This is a genomic window from Streptomyces sp. NPDC024687 (genome assembly GCF_055559055.1).
Map to the genome: position 1 here is coordinate 631,435 of NZ_JBVHLJ010000001.1, position 20,903 is coordinate 652,337.

Here is a 20,903-nt window from a genome sequence, read left to right on the forward strand (position 1 = left end):
GAGCCTCCGGCAGGCCGAGCACACCTCGGCTCAAGGAGGCTCCCCGCGGGCCGTGAACGAGATTCGACGAATCCATGAGGAGCGCTGCCATGGCAGAGCCGCAGCCCGTCCTGGAGATGACGGGCATAGTCAAAGAGTTTCCAGGGGTAAGGGCTCTGTCGGGCGTCGACTTCCGGCTCTTCCCCGGCGAGATCCACGCCCTGATGGGCGAGAACGGGGCAGGGAAGTCCACCCTGATCAAGGTGCTCACCGGCGTCTACTCCCTGGACGGCGGCACCATCACCCTCGACGGCGAGGCCGTGCGGATCGACAGCCCGCTGCAGGCGCAGCAGGCCGGCATCAGCACGGTCTACCAGGAGGTCAACCTCTGCCCCAACCTGTCGGTGGCGGAGAACATCTTCATCGGACGTGAGCCCACCCGCGCGGGCCGCATCCAGTGGAAGCGCATGCGCAAGGAGGCGGCGGAGCTCGTCGACCGCCTCGGCCTCGACATCGACGTCACCGCGCCGCTGTCCTCGTACCCCCTCGCGGTGCAGCAACTGGTCGCGATCGTACGGTCGGTGGGCACCGGTGACAGTGACGGCGAGGGCTCCGGCACCAAGGTCCTGGTCCTGGACGAGCCGACCTCCAGCCTCGACCGTGACGAGGTCCTCGAACTGTTCCGCCTGATGCGGCAGTTGAGGGACGAGGGCGTGGCGATCCTCTTCGTCTCCCACTTTCTCGACCAGATCTACGAGATCTGCGACCGCATGACCATCCTTCGCAACGGCACCCTGGTCGGCGAGCACATGGTCCGCGACCTCGACCAGGTCGGGCTGATCGAGCTGATGATCGGCAAGGCCCTGGACCAGCTGGAGGAGCTGCACGACCAGCAACTCCACGCGGACGTGGGCGAGTCGCTGCTGAAGGCCGAGGGCCTCGGCAGGACCGGTGGCATCGCCCCCTTCGACCTGGACATCAAGAAGGGCGAGGTCGTCGGCCTCGCGGGACTGCTCGGCTCCGGCCGCACCGAACTGGCCCGGCTGCTCTTCGGCGCCGACCAGCCGGACAGCGGCACGGTGACCATCGGCGGCAAGCAGGTCTCCCTGAGCGCCCCGAACGACGCCATCGGCGCCGGGGTCGCGTTCTGCTCGGAGAACCGCAAGACCGAGGGTCTGGTACCGGATCTGACGGTCCGTGAGAACATCATTCTCGCCCTGCAGGCGGCCCGCGGCTGGACCCGGCCCATCCCCACCGCGCAGCGCGACGAACTCGTCGCCAAGTACATCAAGGCGCTGGACATCCGCCCCGCCAACCCCGAAGCCAGGGTCGGCCAGTTGAGCGGCGGAAACCAGCAGAAGGTGCTTCTCGCCCGCTGGCTGATCACCCAGCCGAAGCTGCTCATCCTGGACGAGCCGACGCGCGGCATCGACATCGGCGCCAAGACGGAGATCCAGAAGCTGGTGGTCTCCCTCTCCGAGGACGGCATGTCCGTGCTCTACATCGCGGCCGAGCTGGAGGAGGTCCTCCGCCTCAGCCACACCATCGGGGTGCTGCGCGACCGAAAGCTGGTGGCGCAGCTCACCAACGGGCCCGAGATCACCCCCAGCAAGATCCTCGAGACCATCGCGAGCGGAGCACACCAGTGACCACCACCTCCCGCTGGCGAGCTCTGACGCGCCATCACCTGTTCTGGCCGGTCGCGGTCCTGGTGGCCCTGCTGCTCGTCAACGTCCCCTTCACGCCCGACTTCTTCGCGATCCACATGACGAACGGCCACCTCTACGGCAGCCTCGTCTCGATCGTGCTGTTCGGCTCGCCCCTGATCCTGGTGGCGGTCGGCATGACCCTGGTCATCGCCACCGGCGGCATCGACCTCTCGGTCGGCGCCGTGGTCGCCATCACCGGGGCCCTCACCTGTTCGTACATCAGCGACCAGGCCGACCAGGGCGCCCTGTCCTCCGTGCTGCTCGCGATGGGCCTCGGCCTGATCGCGGCGGTGGTCTGCGGCCTGTGGAACGGCTTCCTCGTCGCCAGGATGGGCATCCAGCCCATCATCGCGACCCTCATCATCATGGTCGCCGGCCGCGGTGTCGCCCAGCTGATCACCGACGGCCAGATCATCACCATCAACAGCGAGCCGTACAGCCTCATCGGCGGCGGCTACTGGCTGACGCTGCCCTTCTCCATCTTCGTGGTGGCCGCGGTCGTGGCCGTCACCGTCCTGCTGACCCGCCGCACGGCCCTCGGTCTGCTCGTCGAGTCGGTGGGCGGCAACGCCGAGGCCAGTCGTCTGGTGGGCATCCGGTCGATGCGCATCAAGATCATGGTGTACGTGTTCTGCGCGGTGTGCGCGGGCATCGCGGGCCTGATGATCAGCTCCAACACCTCGGCCGCGGACGGCAACAACGCCGGCCTGTGGATCGAACTCGACGCGATCCTCGCCGTCGTCATCGGCGGCACCTCGCTGCTCGGCGGACGCTTCTCCATCGGCGGCACGGTCATCGGCGCCCTGGTCATCCAGACCCTCACGACGACGATCTACACCATCGGCGTTCCCACCCAGACCAACCTGGTCTTCAAGGCAGCCGTCGTCATCGTCGTGTGCCTGCTCCAGTCCCCGAAGTTCCGCGCCAAGGTCTTCGGCGGCCGCGCGAAGACCGCCGGCCCGGCAGCGCCCGCCGCGGTCGCCGAGCCCGCCGACCCCGCTCCCAAGATGGAGGTGTCGTGATGAGTACGACCACCAAGACTCCCGCGACACCCGGCGCGCCGGAGCGCCGTACGACGTCCAGGTCCGCCCGCCTGCTCGGCGACCGGCGGCTGCCCGTCCTGGTCACGGCCGGTCTGTTCCTCGTGATGTACATCGTCGGCCTCAGCCGCTACCAGAACTACGGCTTCGGCGACTCGCAGGTGTTCCTCAACCTGTTCATTGACAACGGCTATCTGCTGGTCGCCGCCGTCGGGGCCACCTTCGTCATCATGTCGGGCGGCATCGACCTGTCGGTGGGCTCGGTGATCGGCTTCACGACGATGCTGACGGCGTGGCTGGTACAGGACGTGGGCCTGCCCCTGCTGCTGGTGATCCCCATATCCCTGGCCGTGGGAGCGTTCGGCGGCTTCCTCATGGGCTATGTGATCCACAACTTCGAGATCCAGCCGTTCATCGTGACGCTCGCCGGTCTCTTCCTCTTCCGGGGCCTGTGCCTGGTCATCAGCAAGGAGTCGATCGCCATCGACGACTCCGACGTGAGCAGCCTTGCGCAGACGCGGGTGCCGCTGGGCGTGGGGGACTTGTCGATCGGCGCCGTCGTGGCCCTGGTCGTCCTCGCCGCGGCCTTCTACGTCCTGCACTACACCCGTTTCGGACGCCGGGTGTATGCCATCGGCGGCAACGAGCAGTCGGCCCTGCTGATGGGCCTCCCGCTGGGCGGCACGAAGATCGCGGTCTACACGATGAGCGGCTTCTGCTCCGCACTGGCCGGCCTGCTCTTCATGCTGTACATCCAGTCCGGTGACCCGCTGCACGCCGTGGGAATGGAACTCGACGCGATCGCCGCGGTGGTCATCGGCGGCACCCTGCTGACGGGCGGCTCCGGCTATGTCCTGGGCACCCTCTTCGGCGTCCTCGTCCTCGGCCTGATCAAGAGCATCATCCAGTTCGAGGGCACGCTCAGCTCCTGGTGGACGAAGATCGCCACCGGTGTGCTGCTCTGCGCGTTCATTCTGATCCAGCGCGTGATGACGGCCCGTAGGAAAAACTGAGCCGACGGGGAACCGGCGATGTCGGTTTCGATGCGATGGGAGTGGAACATCCTCGACTGCCGCACCGGAACGGCCGGTTCCCCACACAACCTTCACGACTGGCTCTAGGAACGCCACCGGTCCGGAACTTAATCTTCCCGCGTCATGGACTTCTGCCTCCCGTGCCGACGGCACCTCAACGGCGCCCTCGCCTGCCCGGGGTGCGGCACGCCGGCCCACCAACTGCACGCGTACGACGGCGCCGCGTATGAGACATACGGTGCCGAGGTGACACAGGGCGGCGGATACGCGGTCGCGTACGGGACCCCTCAAGTGGCCGCCTCGTACGAGAGCGGTCAGGCCGAGGCCGGCGTGGTGGCGGAGGCCGGGGAGAGTCACGACGAGGTCGAGCGGCCGGAGGCGGCCGAGGCGGCGGCCGAACCCGTGGGCGGCGGCCGGGCGGTGCGGCGACGCGCACGAGGCCGTGGTGGCCGGACCGCGCAGGCGCAGGGCGTTCCCGAGGACCACGACGACGCCGACGAGTTCGAGGTCGACGGCGAGGACCCCGACGGTTTCGCGGGCGGGGCGAGCCGGCGCGACCGCAAAGCCGCAGCGCACCGCCGGCGTCGTCGCCGGACCCTCCTGATCGCCGCCGGCTTCGTGCTCGCGGCCGGCGGTCTGAGCCTCGCGGAACTGGGCATGGACGCCCCGGGATCGTCCCCCAAGCCGGCCGCGGCGGGCGGGGAGTCCGCCGACGGCGGCACCTCCCCGGAGGCGAGTGCGTCGGCGTCGACGGAGGCCGACTCCGGAGGAGCCGTCCCCTCGAACTCGCCTTCCCCGTCCGGTTCCGAGTCCCGGTCACCCTCCGCGTCCAAGAGCGAGGAGGCCGACGCGAGCAAGAGCCCCGACGCCCAGTCGGAGCCCACCAGGGCTGCCGACGCGTCGACCCCCACCGCCACCCCCACGTCCACGAGCGGCGGTTCGGCCCCCACGGCCACCCCCACCACCGCGGCGCCGAGCCCGGACCCGTCCCCGACAGAGTGCGACCGCTTCCTGTGGTGGTGCACGTGAGCCATGCGCTCACGTAAAGGAAGATGTACGACCGGACCCCCAGGGGCGCGGGCCTGTGACCTCAGCGGCTCCGCCGCGGGGGGCGCCCAGCCATGACCAACTCCGAGCCGCCGGAAAGGCGGTACAGCCGAACGGTCGTGGCTGCGCCAACCCGAGGGGGCCTGGGCCTGTGACATCAGCGGCTCCGCCGCAGGGCGCGACCTGCCGCGACGAACCCGCAGTAACCGAACCGGCAAGGCCCCCCGAACCCCCGCCGCTCCTACGCGTCCCGCATCCGCCGCAGCAGATCCCGCAGTGACTCCCGCTCGCCGTGGGACAACCCGGCCAGCGGCTCCCGGGCGAACCGCAGCCCCTCGCGCAGGTCCCGGGCCACCTGGACTCCCGCCTCCGTCGCCGCCGCCACCTTCACCCGCCGGTCCGCGGGGTCGGGCCGCCGCTCCACCAGCCCGCGTGCCTCAAGACGGTCCACTATCCCGGTGACGTTCGACGGCTCGCACTTCAGTTTCTGGGCCAGCTTGCGCATGGGCAGCGCCTCCAGGGACAGCAGACTCAGCAGCCGCGCCTGCGCCCCGGTGAGGGCGTGCTCCGCGGCCGCGTCCTCGTAGTCCGAGTAGAAGCGGGCCACCACGTCCCCGATGAGCTCCACGACTTCCATGGTCAGCGCGTCGGGCCGGGTTCTGTGAGGAGTGGGCATGGGCTCCAGGGTACTCCTTTACTTGACAACCTGAAATATTCAGAGGCATGGTTGTTTCAGGTACTGAAATAAAATGGAAAGGTCCAGGCATCATGATCAACCGCGAATGGCACCTCCTGTCCCGCCCGGTCGGCTGGCCCAAGCCGGAGGACTTCGCCCTGGTCGAAGCCGAGGTCCCGACCCCCGGTGAGGGCCAGGTGCTGGTCCGGAACAAGTACCTCTCCGTCGACCCGTACATGCGCGGCCGTATGAGCGCCGCGAAGTCGTACGTCGCCCCCTTCGAGCTCGGCAAGGTCATGCAGGGCGGCGCGGTGGGCGAGGTCGTGGAGTCCAACGCCGAGGGCATCGCCGTCGGCGACCACGTCCTGCACTTCCTCGGCTGGCGTGAGTACGCGGTCGTACGCGCCGAGAACGCCGTCAAGGTGGACGCCGACCAGGCCCCCCTGTCGACGTACCTCGGCGTCCTCGGCATGACCGGCCTCACCGCCTACGCCGGCCTCCTGCGCACCGCCTCCTTCAAGGAGGGCGACTCGGTCTTCGTGTCCGGCGCCGCGGGTGCCGTCGGCAGCCAGGTCGGCCAGATCGCCAAGCTCAAGGGCGCCTCCCGGGTCATCGGCTCGGCCGGCTCGGACGAGAAGGTCAAGCTGCTCGTCGAGGAGTACGGCTTCGACGCGGCCTTCAACTACAAGAACGGCAAGGTCAGCGACCAGCTGCGCGAAGCCGCCCCGGACGGCGTCGACGTCTACTTCGACAACGTCGGCGGCGACCACCTGGAGGCCGCCATCGGCTCCCTGAACCAGGGTGGCCGGATCGCGGTCTGCGGCATGATCTCCGTCTACAACAACACCGAGGCCGCCCCCGGCCCGCGCAACCTCGCCCGTCTGATCCAGACCCGCGGCCGCATCGAGGGCTTCCTGGTCGGCGACCACTACGGCCTCCAGCCGGAGTTCGTCTCCGAGGTCGGCCCGTGGGTGGCGTCCGGAGAACTCAAGTACCGCGAGACGGTCGTCGAGGGCATCGAGAACAACCTGGAGGCCTTCCTCGGGGTTCTGCGCGGCGACAACACCGGAAAGATGATCGTCAAGCTCTGACCTCCGCGGTCCCCTGTGCTGAATTTCCGGCATGCGGTAACTTCTTTCCGAATTCCGCCGTCGATCGTGGGCGCGAGTCGCGGCGGACCGAGGAGGAAGACATTCGCATGCCGGAGATCCAGCAGTCCGACGTCCTGTACACCGCCGTCGCCACCGCCGAGAACGGCCGCGACGGCCGGGTCGCCACCGACGACGGCAGGCTCGACGTGGTCGTCAACCCGCCCGAGGAGATGGGCGGCAGCGGCAACGGCACCAACCCGGAACAGCTCTTCGCCGCCGGTTACAGCGCCTGCTTCCAGGGCGCCCTCGGTGTCGTCGCCCGCCAGGAGAAGGCCGACCTCTCCGGAGAAGGCCGACCTCTCCGGCTCGACGGTCACCGCGAAGGTCGGCATCGGCAGGAACACCGACGGCTTCGGACTGATCGTCGAGATCTCGGCGACCGTCCCGAACGTCGACACGCAGACCGCCCGGGCCCTGCTTGAGAAGGCCCACCAGGTCTGCCCGTACTCGAAGGCGACCCGCGGGAACATCTCCGTGACGCTCACCTGACGGAGCTCGTTGGTCGTACAGGCGGAGGCGGTACCCCTGGACGTGGGGTACCGCCTCCGCTCATGTCGTACGGCTCACCAACGGCTCACACGGCCAGAGCCGCCCGGTGCACGGCCCGCACGAACCGCTCGTTCTCCGGCGCCGCCCCTCCCGGGAACGCCATCCGGCGGCGGGTGTACCCGTAGGCCAGACCGCTGCGGGGGTCGGCAAAGGCCTGGGAGCCCCCGGCGCCGCTGTGGCCGAAGGAACCGGCGCCCAGGTAGGGGTGCCACATGTCGGCCGTGGCCTGGAAGCCGAGGCCGTAGGACTTGTGCGCACGGGCCACCAGGTCGTAGCCGACGGAGTGGATCTGACCCACCTCCGCGATGGTGTCCGGCTTCAACAGGGGCGGCCGGTCGGCCACTTCGCTGATCGCCGCCGCGTACATCCCGGCCAGGCCCCGCGCGGCCGCCACCCCGCCCGCCGACGCCGGCCCTTTCGCCCGTACGGCACGGGAGTTGGCGTATCCCACCAGGTCACCCGGGTCCGGCACCTGCTGGTTGAAGGCGATCGCGGCCAGGGTGTGCGGACCCGTCGGCGCCGCGTCCAGCAGGGCCTGCTGCTCGGCGGTCGGGGCCATCGGCTGCACGGAGCGGTACCGGGGCTCCAGGGCTCCGGGCAGCCCCAGGTGGAAGTCCAGCCCGTACGGCGCCCGGATGCGCTCCTCGTACACGTCCTGGAGCGAACGGCCCGTCGCCCGCCGCACGATCTCGCCGGTGAGCGCGCCGATCACGAGCGCGTGGTAGCCGAACGCCGTGCCGGGGCGCCAGAACGGCTTCTGGTCCGCGAGCCGTTCCGCCAGCGCCCGGTCGTCCGCCAGCTCCTGTGCCGAGAACCCGGCGTCGAGGCCCACCACTCCGGCCCGGTGCGCCAGCAGCTCCCGCAGGGTCAGCTGGCCCTTGCCCTCGGCGCCGAACTCCGGCCAGTAGTAGGTCACTTTGCGGTCCAGTTCCAGGGTGCCCTCCTGGACGAGGAGCGCGACTACCAGATGGGCGGCACCCTTGGTCGACGAGAACACGCCGTACAGGGAGTCCGGTCCGACGCCCTCACCGGCCCACAGGTCGACGACCCGCCTGCCGTGCACAAACGCGCTCAACTGCCCCTCGTAGTCGGGCCGTTCGCCCGCCACGAAAGCGGCGAACTCCTCGCGCACCGCCTCGAAGCCGTCCGCGACGGTGCCGTGGATCTCCTGCGTCATCCGCTCTCCTCAACTTCAGCCGCTGCTCGCGTGTGCCATGGTGAACAATGCCCGCCCGACCTGGGCGAACTCCCCCTTCGGGTGATCCCGGAAGAGGGGCTCGGTGCCGAACAGAACGGCTCGCGGGCCGCTGACGACCGAGGCCTGCCCGGCCGCGGCGGCGGGACCGCCGGTGCCGTCCGGCAGCGACCGCCAGTGCCCGGAGACCAGGGGGTTCCCGGTGGCGTACGACTGCTCCACCCGCACCCCCGGCCCGAGATCGGTGAACCAGACCGGCGCGTAGACAAAGCTGTGGTTCGGCGTCCCGGCCGCCACCGGCCCCGGACTCACCACCCGCACCACCCCGTTGGCGTCCCCGTTGCCCTCCACCGGCTTCGCGGCCAGCAGCCCCGTGTCCGCGCTCAGCCGGGCCCCGACGACCCCGCGCCCGACGAGGCCGTGCCCGGCGCCCAGGAAGGCTTCCAGGGCCGTCCGGGCGCCGCTGGTGAGGGCGTCGCGGTCCAGCCCCGCCGACACGAACAGCACGTCCACCGACGACCAGTCGAAACCGGCGTTCAGGACGGCCGTCGAGACCGGGGTGACCTCGAAGCCCATCTCCCGCAGCGCGAACAGCTCGCCGGGAGTCACGGCGGCGGCCACCCGGGTGCGGCGCAGTGGGGCCGTGCCCTTCTGCCCCGTCGCGTCGAACACCACGTCGTGGGTGCGAGCGGCCTCGGTGGCCAGGGCACGTGCCGACGCGGGCACGATCGCGCTGCCGTCGGCAGCCCGCCGTACCGGAACACCTTGCCGGAGAAGGGAGTTGAGCGCCGCGATCTCCTGCGGGTCGGTCAGCCGCAGTCGCAGGTCACCGCGCGGGGCCACCCGGCCGACGTGCGCGGCGGCCCGGACGGCCCTCAGGGGCGCACCGGCCAGGTTCCCGGACGTGACCGACACGACCGTCGCGCCCCACAGCCGTCCCAGGCTCCAGCCCGAGATGTCGTACATCACGGAGACCTTGTCGCTGATGGCCCGGCCGTCCGCGAGCAGCACGTTCGCCAGGCCCCGCTTCGGCTGGCGCATGTCGACGACGTACGAGCCCTTGGGGTACGTCCGTCCGCCGAGCCAAAAGTCCCGGCTCGCGCGGCTGACGCGGACGTCGTTGGCGAGAAGGTGGTCGACGAGACGGGCGGCGGCGGTGTCGGTCGTACCGGCCGGAATCACGTACGCGCGGGGGAAGCCGGCGGTGTACACGTCCTCGGGCCCGATGCCCGGCACCCCGGGGACCGTCTCCTCGGACACCGGCACCTGAGCGGCTCCCGCCGCCCCGCGCCGGAACACCTCGATCTGGTCGGCGATCAGCGAAGCGCGCCTGTTCCGGACGAAGTCGAGCGTCGCCCTGATGGCCGCGTCCGCCACCGCCGTGTTGACCGCGGACCGGCGCCGCAGCTCCGCCGCGGGCAGGCTGTCGTAGAGGGAGTTGTTGACGGCCAGCGGGATCTCGACCGTGTGCGCGGCGACCGCGCCGTGGAAGGCCGCGTACTGCGGGGTGAAGATCGGCGGCCAGTCGTCCCAGCCCTCCTCCTGGTCCCGGAAGGGGATCTGCGCGGCCTCGACACCGTCCTTCGCGGGTGTGTAACCGAGGCCGTTGACGGCGGCCTCCATGCCCAGGGCGTTGGCGTAGGTGTTCTTCAGAAAGAGGTCGTACTCGTAGTTCTCGCCGTGCGGGGGAGTGGTGGGCTCGATGAGTGTGCCGTTGACGTACCCGTGCAGGTCGAGCATCACGGCCGGCTGCTTGTCGATCTCGATCTGCCGCATGGCCCGCGTCTCGGGCTGCGAGGCGGTCACGAAGTCCCGGTTGAGGTCGAAGCCGTTGGCGTTCGCCCGGGTCCCGGCGATACGGCCGTCGGGGTTGGCGGTGATGTTGAAGTACAGCCGGGAATGGGCGAGAAGGTCCTTCGTGCGGGCGTCCTCGGCCGTCGCGAGCTGCTCGATCAGCTTCAGGGAGGCGTCGGTGCCCTCCCACTCGTTGCCGTGGATGTTGTTGTTGAAGAAGACCGGCGCTTTGTAACCCGCCTTGATCTCCCTCGACTTGGCGGCGGCCGCGGGCGCGTTCTCGATGAGTTCGCGCATCCGCTCCTGGGCGCGGGCCCGGGCGGTGGTCTCCGGGGCGGTCACGGTGACGAGGTAGAGCCGGTGCCCGCCCGCCGAACGCCCGGCGACCTCCACGCTCACCCGGTCGCCCAGTCGCTGCAGGGCGTTGAGCCTCGGCGCGATCGCGTGGTACGGCGTGAGGCCCAGCTTGACGGACTTGTCCGCCGGGTCGACGGGGTCCGGGGTGAGGACCTGCTCGCGGGGATAGCCGCGGGTGGTGTCCGTGAAGCCGGTGGTCGGGGCGGTGAGCGCCCGCCGGGTGGCGCTCTCCGGGGCCCGGGCCGGGGCCTGGTCGCCGGCGCTCTCGCGGGTCGGGGGTTCGGGATCCGCGGTCGCGCTGTTGGGGGTGAGAAGCAGTGCGCTCGTGAGGGCGATGAGCAGGACGGGTCTCGCAGGAACGGTTCTCGTGGTGTGCACGCGTACCTCCTCCTGGGCTTCCTGAGATCGGTACGGCGAGATGTACCTGTTCGACTCAACCGCAACAAGAGGGAGTTCGTGGCGCCGATGCCCCGGATGGCGCAAGTCGGGTGTCCGGACCGGGCACAAGGCCGTATCCGCAGCTCCGGAGGCACCCGATAGGGTGCGGGACATGCGTGATTTCGGGGCGGGGTTCCACTATCTCCTGAAGGGCCAGCGGTGGGTGGCCCGGCACGGCAAGCAGTACGGCTTCGGACTGGTCCCGGGCCTGATAACCCTGGTGCTGTACGTGGCGGCACTGGTGGCCCTGGCGACCTGGGGCGAGGACGCGGTGTCCTGGGCGACCCCCTTCGCCGACGACTGGTCGAGCCCGTGGCAGGGCCTGTTCCGGGGCTTCCTCACGGCTGTCCTGTTCGCGTTGGCCCTCCTGCTGTCGGTCCTGACCTTCACGGCGGTCACCCTCCTCGTCGGCCAGCCCTTCTACGAGAACCTCTCCGAGAAGGTCGACCGGGACGTCTCCCCGGACTGCACGGCCCCCGAGTCCGGTCTGCCGCTCTGGCGCGAGCTGTGGATCTCGGCGAGGGACAGCCTGCGCATCGTGATCCGGGCCGCCCTGTGGGCGGTCCTCCTCTTCGCCCTGGGTTTCGTCCCCTTCATCGGCCAGACCGCGATCCCGGTGATCGGCTTCTTCGTGACCGGCTTCTTCCTCACCGAGGAACTGACCGCGGTTGCCCTCCAACGCCGAGGCGTGGACCTCCGGGCCCGCCTGACCCTGCTCCGCTCCCGCAAGACCCTCATCTGGGGCTTCGGCACCCCGCTCGCCCTGGCCTTCGTGGTCCCCTTCGTCGCGGTGTTCCTGATGCCGGGCGCGGTGGCGGGGACCACGCTGATGGCACGGGAACTGCTGGGGGAGGAGACACGGGACGGGTCCGAGGAACCGGAGGGTTCCGACGAGTCCGACGGCGAGTCCGTGTCCGGTGAACTCGGCACCTGAGGCGACGGTCCGTCCGGCGACCGCCCAGGACGCGGACGCCGTCTTCCGCCTCCTCAGCGACTTCGCCACCACCTGTCGCCCCGACCTGGACCGCTTTACGACCGTCGCGTTTCCCGAGGCCCTCCGCGCCGCGGCCGAGGGCCGCGCCGAGTTCCTGGTGGCGGACCGGAACACCCAGGTGATCGGCTACGCCTACGCGGCCCGGATGCCGACCCTGTTCGCGGGCGGCACGGTCCTCGAACTCCTCGAACTCGCCGTGGACACGCCCCTGCGCGGCCGCGGCACGGGCTCCCGGCTCGTCCGGGCCATGCAGGACCGCGCGCGGCACGCCCAGGACGTGGAGATGACCGTGCCGACACGCAGGGCCGCCGACTTCTACCGCCGCCTGGACTTCACGGACACGGCGACCTACCTCAAGTGGCCTTCTCCACCGCGACCGTCAGAATCCCCCGCACCTGCGCGATGATGTCCAGCCGGTTGCGCACGAACCCCGGGTCGGTCACCGTCCCCGTCGCCGGGTCCGTGTTGCCGGTCCCGAACTCCAGCACCGGCGTGTGCACATGGCCGCCCGGCAGGACGTCGTGCAGCCCCAGCCGGTCCCGCAGCAGCGTGGCCCGGTACGCGATCTCGTTGGAGAGGTAGTCCCCGCCGCCCCCCGCCCGCGCGGTGGACCCCGGGGTCGGCCCGTCCGGACGGACCACGGGCTGCGTCCCTCCCGCGGGGACCTCGGTCACGCTGGTGTGGTCGTAGACGGGAAAGCGCCCGGTGTCCGCGTCCACGATCGCCTTGTACGGCAGTGTCGTCGTCGTCCACTGCGGCTGCGAGCCCGGGTCGGAAACCGGCACCAACCCCGTCACCCCGACGTTGTCGTTGTCGGCGAACCCGCCCCGCCAGGCCCCGTTGGTCCGCTCGATGTCGAACCGCCCGACCCGCCCCTGACTCACGGTCGTGAAGAGATCCACCCGCTTCAGATACGGCCGCAGCGCCCGTTCCACGGTCCGGTCCGTGAAGTCCTGCCACCGCACCGGGAACACCACGGTCTCCACCCGCGCCGGCCCGTTCGCCGTCCGGATCACCGTCCCGTCGAGCGCGAGCGCACTGGCCCCGGACGGGTTCGAGATCCGTATGTCCCGGTCCAGCGTGAACGGATCGAACCCGGTGACGAGCACCCGCTTCAGCCGGTCACCCCCGGGATACCGCACCGCGGTCTGCCCCCGCGAGGTCCGCTCCAACTCCCCGAGCAGAGATGTCCGTTGCGTGTCCGTCAGCCCGAACGGCGCCTGCCAGGTCCGCACTTCACGCGTCATCGCCAACCGCGCCCAGTACAGGGGCCGGTCGTCGTCCCGGCTGAGATCCCCGCCGGCCGGCCCCCGCCCCTGCGCCCGGTCGACGGCCCGCTTCCACAGCGCGGACCCCTGCCGCACGACGACCTTCCGCGCCTCCGCGTAGGAACGCGCCGACCCGAGCGCCCGAGTGAAGCGCAGCGGCACGACGTCGAATCCGGACCGTTCGAGGATCTCCCGCGGCACGGCCCGGTCGAGCCGCCGCTCCTCCACCGTGGGCGAGGGCACGTCCGCGGCCGCCGCCGGACTCACGGGGGCCGCCGACCCCGCCAGCAGGGCCAGTCCGAGAATGCCGATCCGAACACGTAGGGAAGTCAAGGGAGTTCAGGTCCTTCCGTCGCTGTGGGGCGCGAGTGGTACCGGACGACGGCAGTATCGCGTGACGGAAGTGGTCTACGCCATGGGGGGCGACGTGCGCGGAATCCGCCCCGCAGCCTCCCGCAGCGCCGCCACGAACGCCGCCACGGCCGGTGAGGGGGCCCGGCCCCGCGGTGTCGCCGCGTACACGGCCCGCGCCGGGGCCCCTTCGTCGAGCACCGGGAGCAGCACGACGTCCGGTCGTACGGCCTGCGCGGCGAGCGCCGGGACCAGCGTCACGCCGAGCCCGGCGGCGACGTAGCCCTGCTTGGCGGTCCACTCGCCGACGACATGCGCGATCCGCGGCCGGAAGCCCTGCCGCAGGGCCGCGTCGAGCAGCGTGCCCTCGGGCCGCGGACTCCCGGAGATCCAGTCGGCGTCCGCGAGTTGCCCCAGCCGTACCGGACCGGCGCCCACCAGCGGATGGCCGGCCGGGACGGCGACGTAGAGCGACTCGTCGAGCAGATGGCTCAGTTCGTAACCCGACAGCGGCGGCCCGCCGGTCGTGGAGACGACCGCGAGATCCAGCCGCCCCTCGGTGAGCCGGTCCAGCAACGACGGCGTGAGCCCCTCCTCGCGGGAGACCCGCACCCCCGGACGGCGGGTGCGGAAGGCGCCGAGTGCGTGCGGGACCAGTGCCGCGTCCGCCGTCGGGAACGCCCCGAACCGCAGCCGCCCGCCCGCCGCTTCACGCAGCGCCGCCAGCTCGCGCGCGGCCCCGTGCAGCGCCCCGGTGACGGTCTCCGCGTACGGCACGAGCACCCGCCCCGCCTCCGTCAGCCGGACCCCCCGCGGCAGCCGGTCGAACAGCGGCGCCCCGCCCAACGCCCCCTCCAGCGAGGAGATCTGCCGGGACACCGCGGACTGCGTCCAGCCCAGCGTGCGTGCGGCCACGGTGAACGACTCGTGCCGGGCCACCTCCAGGAAGACCCGCAGCCAGACGGTGGCGAGGTCGGGAGGTAGGTGCGTGCGATGCGGATTCGGCATGGCAGCCATGCTGGACATTCGCTTGTCGCATCGCAAGAGCGGACCTAGCGTCGACGGCATGCAGATCACCCTGGACAACCCCGCCGGCGCGCCCCAGCCCCTGAGCCCCTACTACTCCCAGGTGGCGCGCGTCCAACAGGCAGACGGCAGCGCCCTGTTGTTCGTCTCCGGCCAGATCGCCGAGGGTGCCACGCTCGCCGAACAGTCCCGGGGTGTCTTCGAGACCCTCGCCGCGCTGCTGGCGGCGCACGGGGCGAGCCTGGCCGACGTCATCAACATCCGCACCTACCTCACGGACATCTCCGAGTTGGAGCAGTACGGCGCCGTACGGCGGGAGTTCCTCACCGGCACCCCGCCCACCAGCATGACCTTCGAGGTGTCCCGGCTCTTCCGGCCCGAGGCGCGGATCGAGATCGAAGTCGTGGCAGCGGTGCCGGCGGCCGGGTGACATGACGGCCGGAGCCGGTGACCCTCATTCCGCCGGCTCGCCCAGCAGTCGCAGAAAGTCCCGGAACGCTCCCGGCATGTCCACCGACTCCGGGTCCAGCAGCCACTGGTACTGCAGGCCGTCCATGACCGCGACCAGCAGCGGTGCGGTGCGTTCCGGGCTCAGGCCGTTCGGGAGGCGGTCGCCGTACTCCGCGCGCAGGGCCAGCGCCATCGACGCGCGCACCCGGGTGTAGCGGTCGGTGAAGTACTCCCGTGCCGGATGCCCCTCCGTCACGCTCTCGCCGAGCAGTGCCGAGAAGCTCTGGATGATGCCGGGCCGCATCGCGTTGTAGTCGACGAGCGAGGCAAGCAGGTCGACGCGCCAGCTCCCGTTGGGCACGGCGTCCCACTTGTCCCGCTCCTCCAGCACCGCGACCAGCAGCGCGTCCTTCGTCGGGAAGTGGTGCAGCAGCCCCTGCTGGGTCAGCCCGACCCGCTCGGCCACCGCGGCCAGGCTCGCGCCCCGGTAACCGCGCTCGGCGATCACCTCCAGGGCCGCCCGGACGATCTCGGCCCGGCGTTCCTCGCTTCTGGTCCTGGCGCTCATGGCGTCACCGTACGACATCCCGACAAGGCAAATGTAACAGCAAAATAACGAAACCTACCGCTCACCAGGTAATCGATGCACGATGAGAGGACCGCACGGACTTCAACGAGGAGGCACCGCCATGGCGGCACCCGAGGAACCCGGCGACCAGGCCCGCGAGGCGGCCGTCGAGGCGGCACTCGCCGCGCTCGACCTCGACGCCAAGGCAAGGCTCCTGGCCGGCCAGGACATGTGGACCCTGCCCGCGCTCCCCGAGATCGGCCTGGCCTCCCTCGTCATGTCCGACGGCCCGATCGGCGTCCGGGGTGTGCGCTGGAGCGCCGACGACCCGTCGATCGCCCTGCCCTCCCCGACCGCGCTGGCCGCCACCTGGGACCCGGAACTCGCCTGCAGGGCAGGCACGTTGCTCGCTCAGGAGGCCCGCCGCAAGGGCGTCCACGTCCTGCTCGCCCCCACCGTCAACCTCCACCGCTCCCCGCTCGGCGGCCGCCACTTCGAGGCCTACAGCGAGGACCCCTACCTGACGGGACGGATCGGCGCCGGGTACGTGACCGGCGTACAGCAGGGCGGTGTCGGCACCACCGTCAAGCACTTCGTCGCCAACGACGCCGAGACCGACCGCTTCACGGTGAACAACCTGGTCTCCGAACGCGCCCTGCGCGAGCTCTACTTGGCACCCTTCGAGCACATCGTCGCCAACGCCCACCCGTGGGGCATCATGACCGCCTACAACACGGTCAACGGCACGACGATGACCGAGCACCACCACCTCGTCAACGAAGTCCTGCGCGGGGAATGGGGCTTCGACGGCTACAACGTCTCCGACTGGATGGCGGCTCGCAACACCAAGGGCGCCATCGAGGGCGGCCTCGACGTCGCCATGCCCGGCCCGACGACCGTCTACGGCGAGGCCCTCGCCCGGGCGGTAAGGGACGGGGAGGTGGAGGAGAGCGCGGTCGACACGGCCGTACGCAACGTCCTGCGGCTCGCCGCCCGCGTCGGCATCCTGGACGGCGCCGAGCCCGTCGTCACCGACCTCCCGGACACCGTCGACGGCATCGAACTGGCCCGCGAGATCGCCCGCCGCTCCTTCGTACTGGTCCGCAACCAGGGGGCGTTGCCGCTGCGCAAGGGCACGGTCGCCCTCATCGGCGCCGCCGCCCGTGACGCCCGGGTCCTCGGCGGCGGCTCCGCCACCGTCTTCCCGGACCGCGTCGTCTCCCCGCTCGACGGCCTCACCGCGGCCCTCCCCGAGGGCACCCTCACCTATGCCGTCGGCGCCGACCCCAGCACCGAACTCGCCGTCGCCGACAAGGGGTTCGACCTCCGGGCGGTCTGCCGGGACGAGGACGGGAACGTCATCGGCACGGCGTCCGCCCCCAACGGCCACATCCAGTGGATGGGTTCGGACCTCCCCGAGGGCGTCACCCACGACCGGCTGCACACGGTCGAGCTCACCGGCACCTTCACCCCGCGCGAGAGCGGCCCGCACACCTTCGGCATCAAGGGACTCGGCGCCTTCACGCTGACCGTCGACGGCACGACGTACTACGACGACGTCCAGCGCACCGACAAGGACGACCCCTTCATCTCCTTCTTCGGCGCCCCCGAGCCCCGCGCCGAGGTCGAACTCACCGCCGGCGAACCGGTCGAGGTCTCCCTGACGTATGGCGTCGTCATCCCGGAGGACGTCCCGATGAAGGTCGTCACGTTCTCCCTGGCCCACCAGGACCCGCGGCGCAACCCCGACGAGCTGATCGCCGAAGCCGTCGAGGCGGCCCGGAACGCCGACACGGCCGTCGTCGTGGTCGCCACCACCGAGCGCGTCGAGTCCGAGGGCTACGACCGCAGCGACCTCGCGCTGCCCGGCCGCCAGGACGAGCTGGTCCGCGCGGTCGCCGCCGCCAACCCGAACACCGTCGTGGTCGTCAACTCCGGCTCCCCGGTGGAACTGCCCTGGCGCGAGGACGTCGCCGCCGTCCTGCTCGGCTGGTTCCCCGGCCAGGAGGGCGGCGCGGCCCTCGCCGACGTGCTGACCGGCGCCCACGAACCCGGCGGCCGCCTTCCCACCACCTGGGGTTCCCTGGCCGACGCCCCGGTCACCCGGGTCGCTCCGGCGGGCGGCGAACTCCCTTACGGCGAGGGCGTGTTCATCGGTTACACGGCCTGGGAGAAGGAGGGCCGCACTCCCGCCTATCCCTTCGGCCACGGCCTCGGCTACACCGACTGGACCTACGAGTCCGTCGAGGTCCGGGGCACCACCGTCCGGGTCCGGCTGCGCAACTCCGGAGCCCGCGCGGGCCGCGAGGTCGTCCAGGTCTACGTGGCGCCCGCCGAACGCGACGCCGAGCGCCCGGCCCGCCGACTCGCCGGCTTTGCGGGGGCCGAGGCCGGACCCGGCGAGAGCGTCGAGGTCACCGTCCGGATCCCGCGCCGGGCCTTCGAGATCTGGGACGAGAAGACCTCATCGTGGTCGTATGTGAAGGGTTCGTACGAAATCCAGGTGGGTCGCTCGATCGGGGACCGCAGGGTCACCGCGACGATTAACGTCTGATCCCAGGGGGCACAGCCCTCACATGACCAGCCCCGGCCCGGGACCTGACCCCTGGGCCGGGGCTCGTGTGTGCTCAGCGCGTACCGAAGCCGTACACCGTCTCCGAACGGAACACCTCGCCCGGCCGCAGCACCGTGCTCGGGAACTCCGGGCGGTTGGGGGAGTCCGGGAAGTGCTGGGTCTCCAGTGCGATGCCGTCGCCGGGCGCGAAGGGCTCGGTGAGGTGGTCGGCGGTGTAGAGCTGGAGCCCCGGCTCGGTGGTCGCGACGGTCAGCAGCCGCCCGGACGCGGGGTCGTACAACTCGGCGACCTCGACGGCCTGTTCGGTGATCCCCTTGTCGAGCACGAAGTTGTGGTCGTAGCCCGCGCCGACCTTGCGCGACTGACGGAAGTCGAACCGGGTGCCCGCGACCTCCTCGACGCCGGTCGGGATCAGATCCGCGTCGACCGGCGTGAACCGCGAGGCGTCGATGCGCAGTTCGTGCCCGCCCGCGTTCCCGGACCCGGCCAGGTTGAAGTAGCTGTGGTTGGTGAGGTTGACGATGGTCGGGGCGTCGGTCACCGCCTCGTACGAGATCCGCAGCGCACCGGACTCGTCCAGGCTGTACGTCCCCGAGACCTCGAGGCGCCCCGGAAAGCCCTCCTCGCCGTGCGGGCTGACCCGGCTCAGCCGCACCCCGTGCTCACCGGCGGGCTCCATGTCCCACACCCGCTTGTCGAAGCCGCGCTCGCCGCCGTGCAGGGAGTTGGGCGCGTTGTTGGCCGCGAGCGCGTACGTCACCCCGTCCAGCTCGAAGCGGCCGCCCGCGATCCGGTTCGCGTACCGCCCGACGAAGGCGCCGAGATACGGGCCGGAGTGCTCCAGATACTCCTCGAGGCCGGCGAAGCCCAGCACCACGTCCGCCGTCCTGCCGTCCCGGTCCGGGACCTCGACCGACTGCACGATCCCGCCGTACGACAGGATCCGCACGCGGACACCCGCGCGCTCCAGGGTCCAGCGGTGCACCGGTGTGCCGTCGGGAAGTGCGGCGAAGAGTTCGTTCATGTGCGGAACTTTAGGACACCGACCTGACCTTGCGGTATGCGATCTCCGCCAGCCGCGCCTGTCCGTTCACACTCGGGTGGAACCAGTCCCAGTGGCTGAGCTGGTCCGTGCCGAACCGGTAGGCGTACACCGCGCCCCCGTCGTACCGGCACCGCTCGTCCTTGGCGCACACCTCCTTGAGCACGGCGTTGTACGCCTCCACCCGCTCCTGCACGGTGTCCCGCCGCTCGGTCGCCGCCGCGTCCAGAGCGTCCGCGTCCGCCAGCATCGACGGGCACACGCCCAGCTTCCACACCTGCTTGCCCAGCGGATTGGTCCGGCCCTGGGACCACAGCCGCTTGAGGTTCGGCACGCTCGCCACGTACACCTGCGCCCTGGGCGCCGACTTCCGCAGCACGCCGAGCGCGTCCTCGAAGCCGGCGCGGAAGTCGGACACCGACGTCATCGCCGCCGTGGAGTCCCGGCAGGCGTCGTTGGCACCCACCATCACGGTCACCAGGGCCGGCGTGCGCGAGGCCGCCTGGGTCATCTGGGCCGGCAGATCGGCCATCCGCGCCCCGGACACCGCGTAGTTCCAGCTGCGCCCGGCCGCCTTCGCCCTCCCCAGCAGCCGCACGGCCAGGGAGTCGACCTGGGTACTGCTCCCGGTGGCCCAGGACACGTCGGGGCAGTCCTTCAGGATCCCGCACGCGTCGAAGCCGCGGGTGATGGAGTCGCCGACAGCGGCCATCGAGCCCGGGCTGGTGTCCCACGCCGGGGTGGGCTTCGGTGAGGTCTTCGGCTTCCGGGTCGGTCCCGCCGAGTCGCCGCCCACGGCGTCACAGCCGGCGACGCCCACAAGAGCCGCCGTCAGGACGGCGACGACGGCCCGCGAGCGGTGGCCCTGCTTCCGCATCCGTGGTGTTCCCCTCATGAAATGGTGGTCCTCTCATCACAACGCACGGGAGTTCCCGGGGGCCGCGAGGGAACGATCGACACCCGTACTAGCGTCCTGCCGAGTGAATGGCGGGCGTTTCCGGGCACCGGGACCGACGGTACGTCACACTCCTTGCCCCGCCGCACGGTAGCCTCGCCATCAACGTGGCCGGTCGGCATCGCCGCCATGCCGGCCGGCAAGACCTGTCCCGCTCAGCCCGGAGGTCCCGGTGACGACACGTGGAGTCCTGTACGTGCACTCCGCGCCGCGCGCGCTGTGCCCGCACGTCGAGTGGGCCGTCGCCGGGGTGCTCGGCACGCGCGTGAGCCTCGACTGGATCCGGCAGCCGGCCGCGCCGGGCACCTGGCGCTCGGAGTTCTCCTGGAAGGGCGAGGCGGGCACGGCGTCCAAGCTCGCGTCGGCCCTCAGAGGCTGGCACCTGCTGCGCTTCGAGGTCACCGCCGAGCCCTGCGCCACCGCCGAGGGCGAGCGCTACAGCTGCACCCCGGAGCTCGGCATCTTCCACGCCGTCACCGGCATCCACGGCGACATCCTGATCCCGGAGGACCGCCTGCGCGCGGCCCTGACCCGCTCGCAGCGCGGCGAGACGGACCTGGAGGCCGAGCTGGCCAAGCTCCTCGGCAAGCCCTGGGACGACGAACTGGAGCCCTTCAGGTACGCCGGCGAGGGCGCCCCGGTCCGCTGGCTGCACCAGGTGGTGTGAGCCCCCGTACAACTCCCCCCGTACACGTGAAGGGCCCC

The 20,903-nt window shown here is 71.0% G+C and carries 18 protein-coding genes and 1 pseudogene; 11 read left to right on the plus strand and 8 right to left on the minus strand.

Annotated elements, in window-relative coordinates; all coding sequences use genetic code 11:
* Positions 1–89: 89 nt before the first annotated feature.
* The 4 genes from ACZ39I_RS02790 to ACZ39I_RS02805 all read left to right on the plus strand — a co-directional run bounded on the left by ACZ39I_RS02790 (position 90) and on the right by ACZ39I_RS02805 (position 4,791).
* Positions 90–1,628, plus strand: a complete 1,539-nt coding sequence (locus ACZ39I_RS02790; RefSeq protein WP_352383459.1) for a sugar ABC transporter ATP-binding protein — start codon at positions 90–92, stop codon at positions 1,626–1,628.
* Positions 1,625–2,710, plus strand: a complete 1,086-nt coding sequence (locus tag ACZ39I_RS02795; protein WP_467242117.1) for an ABC transporter permease — start codon at positions 1,625–1,627, stop codon at positions 2,708–2,710. The genes ACZ39I_RS02790 and ACZ39I_RS02795 overlap by 4 nt, the downstream gene beginning before the upstream one ends.
* Complete coding sequence (gene yjfF, locus ACZ39I_RS02800; protein ID WP_467242121.1) at positions 2,710–3,741, plus strand: galactofuranose ABC transporter, permease protein YjfF; 1,032 nt, start codon at positions 2,710–2,712, stop codon at positions 3,739–3,741. The genes ACZ39I_RS02795 and yjfF overlap by 1 nt, the downstream gene beginning before the upstream one ends.
* A 144-nt stretch (positions 3,742–3,885) precedes the next feature.
* Positions 3,886–4,791 (plus strand): SCO2400 family protein, encoded by a 906-nt coding sequence (locus tag ACZ39I_RS02805; RefSeq protein WP_467242125.1) that lies wholly within the window; start codon positions 3,886–3,888, stop codon positions 4,789–4,791.
* Between the two features lie 259 nt (positions 4,792–5,050).
* On the opposite strand, the gene ACZ39I_RS02810 is transcribed toward ACZ39I_RS02805, so the two are convergent.
* On the minus strand, positions 5,051–5,485 hold the full coding sequence (locus tag ACZ39I_RS02810) for a MarR family winged helix-turn-helix transcriptional regulator (protein WP_467242127.1): 435 nt from the start codon (positions 5,483–5,485) through the stop codon (positions 5,051–5,053).
* A gap of 92 nt (positions 5,486–5,577) precedes the next feature.
* On the opposite strand from ACZ39I_RS02810, the gene ACZ39I_RS02815 reads away from it, so the two are divergent.
* Positions 5,578–6,576 carry an NADP-dependent oxidoreductase gene (locus ACZ39I_RS02815; protein ID WP_467242130.1) on the plus strand — a complete coding sequence of 333 codons (999 nt, stop codon included), beginning with the start codon at positions 5,578–5,580 and terminating at the stop codon, positions 6,574–6,576.
* Positions 6,577–6,683: 107 nt separating this feature from the next.
* Positions 6,684–7,125: pseudogene (locus ACZ39I_RS02820) on the plus strand (organic hydroperoxide resistance protein).
* 85 nt (positions 7,126–7,210) lie between these two features.
* Here ACZ39I_RS02820 and ACZ39I_RS02825 read toward each other — a convergent pair.
* Both ACZ39I_RS02825 and ACZ39I_RS02830 read right to left on the minus strand, forming a co-directional pair.
* Positions 7,211–8,362, minus strand: a complete 1,152-nt coding sequence (locus ACZ39I_RS02825) for a serine hydrolase domain-containing protein (protein WP_467242132.1) — start codon at positions 8,360–8,362, stop codon at positions 7,211–7,213.
* Positions 8,363–8,377: 15 nt separating this feature from the next.
* On the minus strand, positions 8,378–10,909 hold the full coding sequence (locus ACZ39I_RS02830; protein ID WP_467242136.1) for a M14 family zinc carboxypeptidase: 2,532 nt from the start codon (positions 10,907–10,909) through the stop codon (positions 8,378–8,380).
* Positions 10,910–11,081: 172 nt separating this feature from the next.
* Here ACZ39I_RS02830 and ACZ39I_RS02835 point away from each other — a divergent pair, with 172 nt between their 5' ends.
* Both ACZ39I_RS02835 and ACZ39I_RS02840 read left to right on the plus strand, forming a co-directional pair.
* Positions 11,082–11,903, plus strand: a complete 822-nt coding sequence (locus tag ACZ39I_RS02835) for an EI24 domain-containing protein (protein WP_467242137.1) — start codon at positions 11,082–11,084, stop codon at positions 11,901–11,903.
* Positions 11,887–12,369 carry a GNAT family N-acetyltransferase gene (locus ACZ39I_RS02840; RefSeq protein ID WP_467242140.1) on the plus strand — a complete coding sequence of 161 codons (483 nt, stop codon included), beginning with the start codon at positions 11,887–11,889 and terminating at the stop codon, positions 12,367–12,369. The genes ACZ39I_RS02835 and ACZ39I_RS02840 overlap by 17 nt, the downstream gene beginning before the upstream one ends.
* Here the strand turns inward: ACZ39I_RS02840 and ACZ39I_RS02845 are convergent.
* Together ACZ39I_RS02845 and ACZ39I_RS02850 are read right to left on the minus strand one after the other, a co-directional pair.
* Positions 12,317–13,564 (minus strand): pyroglutamyl-peptidase I, encoded by a 1,248-nt coding sequence (locus ACZ39I_RS02845; protein ID WP_467242144.1) that lies wholly within the window; start codon positions 13,562–13,564, stop codon positions 12,317–12,319. The genes ACZ39I_RS02840 and ACZ39I_RS02845 overlap by 53 nt on opposite strands.
* Before the next feature lie 75 nt (positions 13,565–13,639).
* Positions 13,640–14,599: a LysR family transcriptional regulator gene (locus tag ACZ39I_RS02850; RefSeq protein WP_467242147.1), complete on the minus strand. Its 960-nt coding sequence runs from the start codon at positions 14,597–14,599 to the stop codon at positions 13,640–13,642.
* A 49-nt stretch (positions 14,600–14,648) separates the two neighbouring features.
* On the opposite strand from ACZ39I_RS02850, the gene ACZ39I_RS02855 reads away from it, so the two are divergent.
* Complete coding sequence (locus tag ACZ39I_RS02855) at positions 14,649–15,038, plus strand: RidA family protein (protein WP_467242151.1); 390 nt, start codon at positions 14,649–14,651, stop codon at positions 15,036–15,038.
* 24 nt (positions 15,039–15,062) lie between these two features.
* Here the strand turns inward: ACZ39I_RS02855 and ACZ39I_RS02860 are convergent, their stop codons facing one another.
* Positions 15,063–15,644 (minus strand): TetR/AcrR family transcriptional regulator, encoded by a 582-nt coding sequence (locus tag ACZ39I_RS02860; RefSeq protein WP_467242155.1) that lies wholly within the window; start codon positions 15,642–15,644, stop codon positions 15,063–15,065.
* A 103-nt stretch (positions 15,645–15,747) separates the two neighbouring features.
* On the opposite strand from ACZ39I_RS02860, the gene ACZ39I_RS02865 reads away from it, so the two are divergent.
* Positions 15,748–18,180, plus strand: a complete 2,433-nt coding sequence (locus tag ACZ39I_RS02865; RefSeq protein WP_467242157.1) for a beta-glucosidase — start codon at positions 15,748–15,750, stop codon at positions 18,178–18,180.
* Positions 18,181–18,253: 73 nt separating this feature from the next.
* Here ACZ39I_RS02865 and ACZ39I_RS02870 read toward each other — a convergent pair whose 3' ends face one another.
* Together ACZ39I_RS02870 and ACZ39I_RS02875 are read right to left on the minus strand one after the other, a co-directional pair.
* The gene (locus ACZ39I_RS02870) at positions 18,254–19,225 is read right to left on the minus strand and encodes an aldose epimerase family protein (RefSeq protein ID WP_467242161.1); all 972 of its coding nucleotides are present in this window, start codon (positions 19,223–19,225) and stop codon (positions 18,254–18,256) included.
* A 10-nt stretch (positions 19,226–19,235) separates the two neighbouring features.
* Complete coding sequence (locus tag ACZ39I_RS02875; protein ID WP_467243301.1) at positions 19,236–20,120, minus strand: SGNH/GDSL hydrolase family protein; 885 nt, start codon at positions 20,118–20,120, stop codon at positions 19,236–19,238.
* 250 nt (positions 20,121–20,370) lie between these two features.
* On the opposite strand from ACZ39I_RS02875, the gene ACZ39I_RS02880 reads away from it, so the two are divergent.
* Positions 20,371–20,865 carry a DUF3145 domain-containing protein gene (locus tag ACZ39I_RS02880; protein ID WP_352383431.1) on the plus strand — a complete coding sequence of 165 codons (495 nt, stop codon included), beginning with the start codon at positions 20,371–20,373 and terminating at the stop codon, positions 20,863–20,865.
* The last annotated feature ends 38 nt before the right edge of the window (positions 20,866–20,903 follow it).

Coding starts and splice junctions, on each gene's coding strand:
- ACZ39I_RS02790 (WP_352383459.1), top strand. CDS start 90: ATGGCAGAGCCGCAGCCCGTCCTGGAGATGACGGGCATAGTCAAAGAG.
- yjfF (WP_467242121.1), top strand. CDS start 2,710: ATGAGTACGACCACCAAGACTCCCGCGACACCCGGCGCGCCGGAGCGC.
- ACZ39I_RS02805 (WP_467242125.1), top strand. CDS start 3,886: ATGGACTTCTGCCTCCCGTGCCGACGGCACCTCAACGGCGCCCTCGCC.
- ACZ39I_RS02810 (WP_467242127.1), bottom strand. CDS start 5,485: ATGCCCACTCCTCACAGAACCCGGCCCGACGCGCTGACCATGGAAGTC.
- ACZ39I_RS02815 (WP_467242130.1), top strand. CDS start 5,578: ATGATCAACCGCGAATGGCACCTCCTGTCCCGCCCGGTCGGCTGGCCC.
- ACZ39I_RS02825 (WP_467242132.1), bottom strand. CDS start 8,362: ATGACGCAGGAGATCCACGGCACCGTCGCGGACGGCTTCGAGGCGGTG.
- ACZ39I_RS02835 (WP_467242137.1), top strand. CDS start 11,082: ATGCGTGATTTCGGGGCGGGGTTCCACTATCTCCTGAAGGGCCAGCGG.
- ACZ39I_RS02850 (WP_467242147.1), bottom strand. CDS start 14,599: ATGGCTGCCATGCCGAATCCGCATCGCACGCACCTACCTCCCGACCTC.
- ACZ39I_RS02855 (WP_467242151.1), top strand. CDS start 14,649: ATGCAGATCACCCTGGACAACCCCGCCGGCGCGCCCCAGCCCCTGAGC.
- ACZ39I_RS02860 (WP_467242155.1), bottom strand. CDS start 15,644: ATGTCGTACGGTGACGCCATGAGCGCCAGGACCAGAAGCGAGGAACGC.
- ACZ39I_RS02865 (WP_467242157.1), top strand. CDS start 15,748: ATGGCGGCACCCGAGGAACCCGGCGACCAGGCCCGCGAGGCGGCCGTC.
- ACZ39I_RS02870 (WP_467242161.1), bottom strand. CDS start 19,225: ATGAACGAACTCTTCGCCGCACTTCCCGACGGCACACCGGTGCACCGC.
- ACZ39I_RS02875 (WP_467243301.1), bottom strand. CDS start 20,120: ATGCGGAAGCAGGGCCACCGCTCGCGGGCCGTCGTCGCCGTCCTGACG.